The following is a 7,721-nucleotide window of genomic DNA, read 5'->3' on the forward strand; positions in this document are numbered from 1 at the left end:
CAACGTTCTAATTATCTCTTTCTTTTTTTATGAATGAACTACCAATGTATAAATTTAAAAGGTATTTTTGGAAAATTGCCATATTCCTGTAACAAAACAAAGGTATGTTATGTGTGTTAAATATAAAGAGAAAGAAGGAAAAGTTGTGAAAAAAGTTTTGCCAATTGTTGCGTTATTAGGCATGATGAGTTTTGGAGTACAGGAAATGAATGTAAGAGCTGATACATACCACAAGGGCGATTCAAAAATTAGTTTTTGGGATTCGAAAAGAAAGGGTACTAATTTCATGAATAGTACGTCATTACCTGAAAACTATAAAAGTGCAAAAGAAGCTAATATTGAATATGTACGTTTAGCACCTGATAAATGGGCAAAAGATAAAGATTTTCTATTTGAGGATAAACCAGATACTTCTGGAAAGGATTTTCTGATAGGTAATGCAGATAACTATCGGGGATTAGTAAAGGAAGATCTAGAAAAATTAAAGGCGGATTTAGATGCCGCACAATCACAAGGAATGAAAGTCGTTCTTACAATGTTATCCTTACCTGGTGATCGATGGCGCCAATTTAATAATAATAAGAATGACGACAGAATATGGGAAGAAGAGAAGTATCAAAAACAAGCAAGTCAATTTTGGAAGGACCTCGCTCTGGAACTAAAAGATCACCCCGCGGTGGTTGGTTATAATATTATAAATGAACCACATCCAGAAACAGCTAAAAATAATAGATATAATGATTTTTGGACGGAAGATTACGAGAAATGGTATGCAAAAGTAAAAGGAACGACAGCTGATTTAAACAGATTTTATGAAAAGGTGATTAACTCCATTCGTGAAGTGGACAAAGAAACACCGATTATTTTAGATTCAGGTTTATATGCTACTCCATGGGCCTTTAAATATTTAAAACCAGTAGAGGACAAAAAAACACTATATGCATTTCATATGTATGAACCATATGAATTAACGAGCCAAGGTGAAAAACAAAACAAGGAATATCAATATCCAGGATTAGTAAAAGTAGGGGATTTAGAGAAACCTGTAATGTGGAATAGACAGGGATTAGAGAAGTTTTTAAAGCCAATTCAACAATGGTCTAAGAAAAATCATGTACCATCTAATCGAATTATTGCAGAGGAGTTTGGAATTAACCGTACTGTTCCAGGTGCTACCCAATACATGCAAGATCTTATTTCTATCTTTAACCAAAAAGGATGGCATAAATCATTCTATGCATTCCGTGAAGACACATGGACAGGGATGAATTATGAATTGGGAACAGAAAAAATAAAATGGGATGAAGAGGGTAAACCGATGCGTCAAGATAATTCACTCTGGGATGTAATAAAAAAAGATTTACAAACGCGTAAATAGTTTAGAATATTAGGCTTAAGGACTAAATGTAAGCATCTAATTCAAATAGAATTAGATGCTTTTTATTTCGAAAAAAGGTGGAGTTGAATTAAAGATTCCATCTTTTCTTTTGCATAAAGAGTACCAATCAGGTTTATTTACAACGAAAAATAAGATTTTTAGAGAATAGCTTAGAAAAAAATTGTGGAGGTTCAAACAAATGTGGTCACAATTGTTTAAACCTTTAAAGTGAAAAAGTTTTATGAATTTTTCGTGAGATCCCAACCTTTAAATGTTGTAATTTATTTACTTATTTCTCCAATTGGATATATTTCTCTAATTGGATGGAAGTTTAGAATACAGAATCAAAACATAATAGGCTGTTATCGATGAGTTTATCGTAAAGTTGTTATTTAATGTGTCATCAAATAACATTTATATACAATAATACATAAAGAAAAGGAGATATTTATGAAAAAATATAGAGTAATAGACACAATTTAAATAGTATGAATAGTTTAGATTGTAAAAACATGGAGAAGAAAACAAAAAAACTTAAGAGTACTAAGGAAAAATGAGGGAGATAATATGGGGAATAATTCAAAACATAAAACTAGAAAAATACTTGCGGCCACTGCTACAGTAACTATGCTTGCGACTGGAATGATTTTTTCATCGGATGTCTTTGCGGAGCAAAAGGAGCAGCAAAAAAATTTATCGACATCATTGCAAAATGAAAAGTCAGTTAAATCAGAAAATAGAGCATTTACAGTCCCAGGAAAAGGGGATGTTGAGGTACTGAAACAACAGGAAAGAAAAAGTATGGCATTTAGTCCATATGAACCAACTGGTTTATATGCAAAGCCAAATGAACAAATAACGATTAATGTAGAAGGTAATCAAGATATTCAGGTATATATTGGAACGTATTCGTATGATGCTTCTTGGAGAGAAGATTCTAAGATAAAATCATTCACATTAAAACCTGGTATAAACACAATCCAATCTCCAAATGGGGGGATGATTTATTTTTATAATAAACAACAAGGTGGTACCATTCGAACAACAATCACAGCAGGTGGAACGACTACGCCTTTCTTTGAACTAGGAAAGCATACGAAACAAGATTTAATAAACATGCTGGACCAGTATCCTAATGCACATGCAGTGGAGTTAAAAGGCGAACGTGTATTAATTACGGCCAGCCTTGCACGTGTTAAGAAATATTTGTTGGGGTCTAATACAGATCCTGTACAACTCTTAAAAAAGATGGATGAAGCTACTCGAATTCAAGACAAAGTAGCTGGATTATCTGAAGAACAAGTAGATAAACATTATGTTCATTACGTAGAAGAAAATCATTCTCCTGATTATTATATGTATGCAACTTCTTATCGAACAGCATATGTAGGAGATGCAATCCAATACGTGTTAGATATTAATAAATTTATAACAGATGGTTGGGGCCCTTGGCATGAGGCAGGACATTTGAGACAACAATCGCCCTGGAAGTTTTATAATATGACAGAAGTACAAAATAATATATACAGCCTTTCTGTAGAAAAAGCATTTAATCAACCATCCAACTTAGAGAAAAGTGGAATTTATCCAAAAGCATTTCAATATCTAGAACAAGTGAATAAAAATTATGATGAAATTAGCGATGTTTTTGTAAAGCTTGTTATGCTTTGGCAACTACAGTTAGCGTATGGCGAGGATTTCTATCCTAAATTGCATCAATTGTATAGAGACATGCCTTCAGGTGAACTTCCACAAACTGATGATAATAAAAAACAATTATTTATGATTTTAGCATCAAAAGTAGCCAAACAAAATTTGATTCCTTTCTTTGAGAAGTGGGGATTACGTCCAAATAACGATACCATTCAAAAAGTAGCTGCATTAGGATATCCAATTTTAACAGCAGAGATTTGGAAGAGTACGGATTCTAATCCAATTAAACCAGATATGCCTAATGTAAATAATATTTTAGAAGGAAACCAGTTTGCATGGTCGCTGAAGGGGATTAGTGATTTCGAGTTTGCTAAAATTAATTTCAATAAATCGACAGAAGAAATGCAAGTAGACTTAAAAGCAGGCGTACCGCATCATTATTTTAATGAAACATATGCGAGTATTAAAGTACAAAATGCATCAGGGAAAGTAGTATACAATAAAGACATTTATGGAAATAAACAACAAAATGCTGAATCGCAAAAAGTTTCAGTCAAAGTAGGAGATTATATTGAGTTAACACATCTAGAAGGTGTGCATAGAGCTACTCTCACAAATGTAGATAATAGTAAACAAGAGAGCTTTGGAAAAAAAGCCATGTACGAAGTTACAAAGGAAGGTCTGAAGAAAGTAAATCAAATTGTTAATCCGAAACCAGATACAGAAGCTCCCACACAGCCACAAGGATTATATGCAAGCAACCTTACTTCTAACAGTGTAGAGCTAAAATGGAATCCTTCTACAGATAATGTAGGTGTAAAAGAATATCAGGTATTACGCGATGGACAATTGATTCAAACGGTACAAGGAACGACGTTTACTGATCAAAACTTAACAGTTAATAAGGAATATAAATATGCAGTGAAGGCTGTAGATGCAGCTGGAAATACATCAATCCAAAGTGAAATTCTTCTTGTAAAAACCAAAGATCAAAATGTATCTTATGAAAAATGGGATCCAAAGAAGGCATATACAAAGGGCGATAAAGTAGAACATCAAGGGACAGTGTATGAAGCTGTTCAAAATCATCAAGGAAATGGTGACCCGAATTGGATATTTGCACTATCGTTATGGAAAGCAATTACAATCAATTAATATGTAAGAATCAGATGTAAAGATAGAACAACATCCAGTATTTTAAAGAATTACTGGATGTTGTTTGAATTTTGATAGATTTCTCTACTACGTTAGTATTCAATAATAAAAATTAGAAAAGGATGTAGATTAGTGATTAGTCAGAAAACAAAGCAAAGATTTAATAAAGTTATTATAATTACCGCAGCATGTAGCATGTTTTCTATGTTTGGAACGTCTATTTTGCACACTAAAGCTGCAACACATTCAGCTGCTCCAGCAGTTTATGTGAGTCCCCAAAATATACCTGCCTCAGATATTATTAGTATAGACTGGTCACCAGTTCAGACACCACCTTATACGTACTGGGCTGTACACAACTGGAATGCAGGTGGTGAAGCTGGAGGATATGCTGGTTTTCAACAACAAAGTGGGTTTGATAAAAATGGAAAACGTACTTTACATTTTGCCTTATGGGATCCAATTTCCTCTAAAGAAGCAATAAAGGCCGAATACTTATCTCCGAATTCGCAAGCTGGACCCTTTGGAGGAGAAGGAACAGGAATGAAGGTTCAAACAACTTATGGTTGGAAAGACTACAATTGGTACACAATGACAATGCGTTCATGGCAAGAAAATGGTCATACTAAATTTGGACAATGGATGAAAGATGTAACAAAGAATAAATGGCATCAAATTGCAATTATGGACTTTCCGGTTGCTAATGTTGCATTTAATCATGGTTTAGGAATGTTTCAAGAAGACTGGGCTGATAGTGGACAGAATGTTCGAGAAGCGCGCTTGAAAAATGGTTATAGCCGAAAATTAGTTGATAAACAATGGAGTTCTTGGAATAATCAAAGTATTTCTGGAACGCATGATAATACTTATCAATATGATGGAGGATCTACTTCAGAATATGTATGGGTCAAAGCAGGAGGTAATACGCAGTCTACTATTGGGGCAGGAAAAATATTCACGCTAAATCAACCTACTCAACCTGAAATAGGAAAACTAGATTTTGATATCCAATCTATATATTATGAAAATGAAAAATTAAATGTATCTTGGAAACTAAAAGAAAATAGTACACCGCAATTTAAGGGGAAAATTGAAATTTATAACAATGAAAATATGACGGGCCAACCTATTAACGTAATTAATGATATTAAATCTTATCAAAATGGAATCAGTCAATCTATATCATTACCAACAAATGCTTATGCAAAAATTGTATTAATGGATATATTTGATCAAACTGTTGAGAAAAAGGTACAAATCAAAAATGAATCTCCAAACATTTTTGAAGGTAATGAATTTGCATGGTCGCTGAAAGGGATTGGAGATTTTGAATTTGCGAAAGTAAATTTAAATAAATCAACAGAAGAAATGCAAATTGATCTAAAAGCAGGTGTACCACATGACTACTTTGATAGTACATATGCAAGTATTAAAGTGCAAAACACATCAGGTAAAGTGGTCTATAACAAAGAGATTTATGGAAACAAACAGCAAAATGCTGAATCGCAGAAAGTTCCAGTCAAAGTAGGCGATTATATAGAGTTAATACATCTAGAAGGTGTACATAGAGCTACTCTTACAAATGTAGATAATAGTAAACAAGAGAGCTTTGGAAAAAAAGCCCTATACGAAGTTACAAAGGAAGGCCTGAAGAAAATAGAAAAAATGCCAGAAGCAACAATTTTAGAAGGAAACAAGTTTGCATGGTCATTAAAAGGATATAGTGATAGAGAAATTGCAAAAGTAGATTATGATAAAACGGTAGAAGAGATGAAGGTAAAACTAGAAGCAGGTGTACCACATTCCTATTTTGCTAGTACGTATGCTAGTATTAAGGTCCAGAATTCTTCTGGTAACGTTCTGTACAATAAGGAAATCGTGGGAAATAAACAACAAAATGCTGAAAGCCAAACTGTGCCCGTCAAGGTAGGGGATTACATTGAATTTACCCATATAGAAGGAGAAGCAACAAAGGAAAAAACGCGAGCAACTTTAATTAACCTTGAAAATAACAAAAATGAAACCATTGGAAAAACAGCAAGATATCAAGTTACAAAAGAAGGCTTGAAGAAAGTAGAAAAAATGCCAGAAACAACGGTTTTAGATGGAAATCATTTTGGGGGGTCTTTAAAAGGATATGGTGATAGAGAAATCGCAAAAGTTGATTATAATAGGACAACAGAGAAAATGCAGGTGAATTTAGAAGCAGGCGTACCACATTCTTACTTTAATCAGACATATGCAAGTATTACAGTAAAGAATTCAACCGGTAATGTTGTGTATAATAAGGAAATAGTGGGAAACAGACAACAAACTGCTGAAATCCAAACGGTGCCCTTAAAAGCGGGGGATTACATTGAGTTTACCCATATAGAAGGGGAAGCAGTAAAGGAAAAGACACGTGCTACACTTCTTAACCTTGAGAATAATAAACAAGAATATATAGGCAAAAAAAGAACCTATCAAGTTACTTCAACGGGATTAAACAAAATAGATTAACATGAAGAACCTTCTAATTATTCGTTAGATGCAAATAGTCGTTCATTATGAACGGCTATTTGGTTTTTATTTAAAGAAAAGTGAAATGAAAATACTCTCTCTTTTGTACATACTCTCCTTGCTATCAACTGCTATATTTGTTTATCAGGGGGGATTTTAAAAATGTGCTTGAATTGATAAATGTTTAAGTGCTATAGATTTGAGAAAAAAGAAACAGAATAGTAAGGTATTTATTGATAAAACCCCTCTTCTGTTACAATATTTTACATATTTGGTATGATGTATATGAGTTCTATGCATATTAAGGGAGGAATGGGAATGAAGAGGTTCATAACACGTGCAAGTGGTAATACAATCTCAAAAAAGTTAGTTTTAATGATGTTGCCGATGGTTTTAATGATATTGATGATTACACCATCGAATGATGTATCGGCAGCAAATCTATCAAGAGCAGGTTCACTAAAAGGCGTGAATTTATTTAATGGAAGTTGGACAGTTGCTATACAGGCAGCAAATTTACAATATGTTTCTGCTGAGCCATCCGGTAATGTAGTAGCAAATCGTAATGCAGTTAATGAATGGGAGAAATTTGAATTAATTCCGACTGGGGAATTATATACGTTTGCTTTAAAAGCAAAAAGTAATGGAAAGTACGTTTCGTTTGAGCCAAACGGTAGAGTAGTAGCAGATCGTACATCAATTGGGGCATGGGAAAAATTTATCTTATATAATGGTGGAGACAATAGGATATATGTATTACAAGCACTAAGTAATGGTAGATTTATATCAGCAAATGGTGGTAGAGAATTAACTGCTAATAGTTATGTAGCTGGAAGTTGGGAAAGATTTGTTATTGTATACTTCTAAACTTTGAAGTGTTATATATCTAAATAATAATGGCATGTTTAGTTTGTATAAACGCCTAATACAAGAAAGTATTAAGTATTTAATACAAGTGTATATTAACATGTAAAAGGGCTGCAAGTAATTAGCAGTCCTTTTTGCATGTTAAATAAGGACTTACTGAGGTTATAAT

The 7,721-nt window shown here is 33.3% G+C and carries 4 protein-coding genes; all 4 read left to right on the top strand.

All coding sequences use genetic code 11. The features are described 5' to 3' along the window. The first annotated feature begins 109 nt into the window (after window positions 1-109). The 4 genes from ACQGSG_RS24130 (at window position 110) to ACQGSG_RS24145 (ending at window position 7,552) form a co-directional block, all read left to right on the top strand. Window positions 110-1,378 (top strand): glycoside hydrolase family 5 protein, encoded by a 1,269-nt coding sequence (locus ACQGSG_RS24130; protein ID WP_214631870.1) that lies wholly within the window; start codon window positions 110-112, stop codon window positions 1,376-1,378. A gap of 567 nt (window positions 1,379-1,945) precedes the next feature. Beyond that, window positions 1,946-4,186, top strand: coding sequence for a M60 family metallopeptidase (locus ACQGSG_RS24135; RefSeq protein WP_202340287.1), 2,241 nt, complete (start codon window positions 1,946-1,948; stop codon window positions 4,184-4,186). 132 nt (window positions 4,187-4,318) lie between these two features. Further along, window positions 4,319-6,685: a putative mucin/carbohydrate-binding domain-containing protein gene (locus ACQGSG_RS24140; protein ID WP_325842464.1), complete on the top strand. Its 2,367-nt coding sequence runs from the start codon at window positions 4,319-4,321 to the stop codon at window positions 6,683-6,685. Between the two features lie 318 nt (window positions 6,686-7,003). Further along, window positions 7,004-7,552: a fascin domain-containing protein gene (locus ACQGSG_RS24145; protein WP_000819433.1), complete on the top strand. Its 549-nt coding sequence runs from the start codon at window positions 7,004-7,006 to the stop codon at window positions 7,550-7,552. The last annotated feature ends 169 nt before the right edge of the window (window positions 7,553-7,721 follow it).

This window comes from Bacillus sp. GMa5/1 (assembly GCF_050172015.1).
Taxonomy (GTDB): domain Bacteria; phylum Bacillota; class Bacilli; order Bacillales; family Bacillaceae_G; genus Bacillus_A; species Bacillus_A cereus.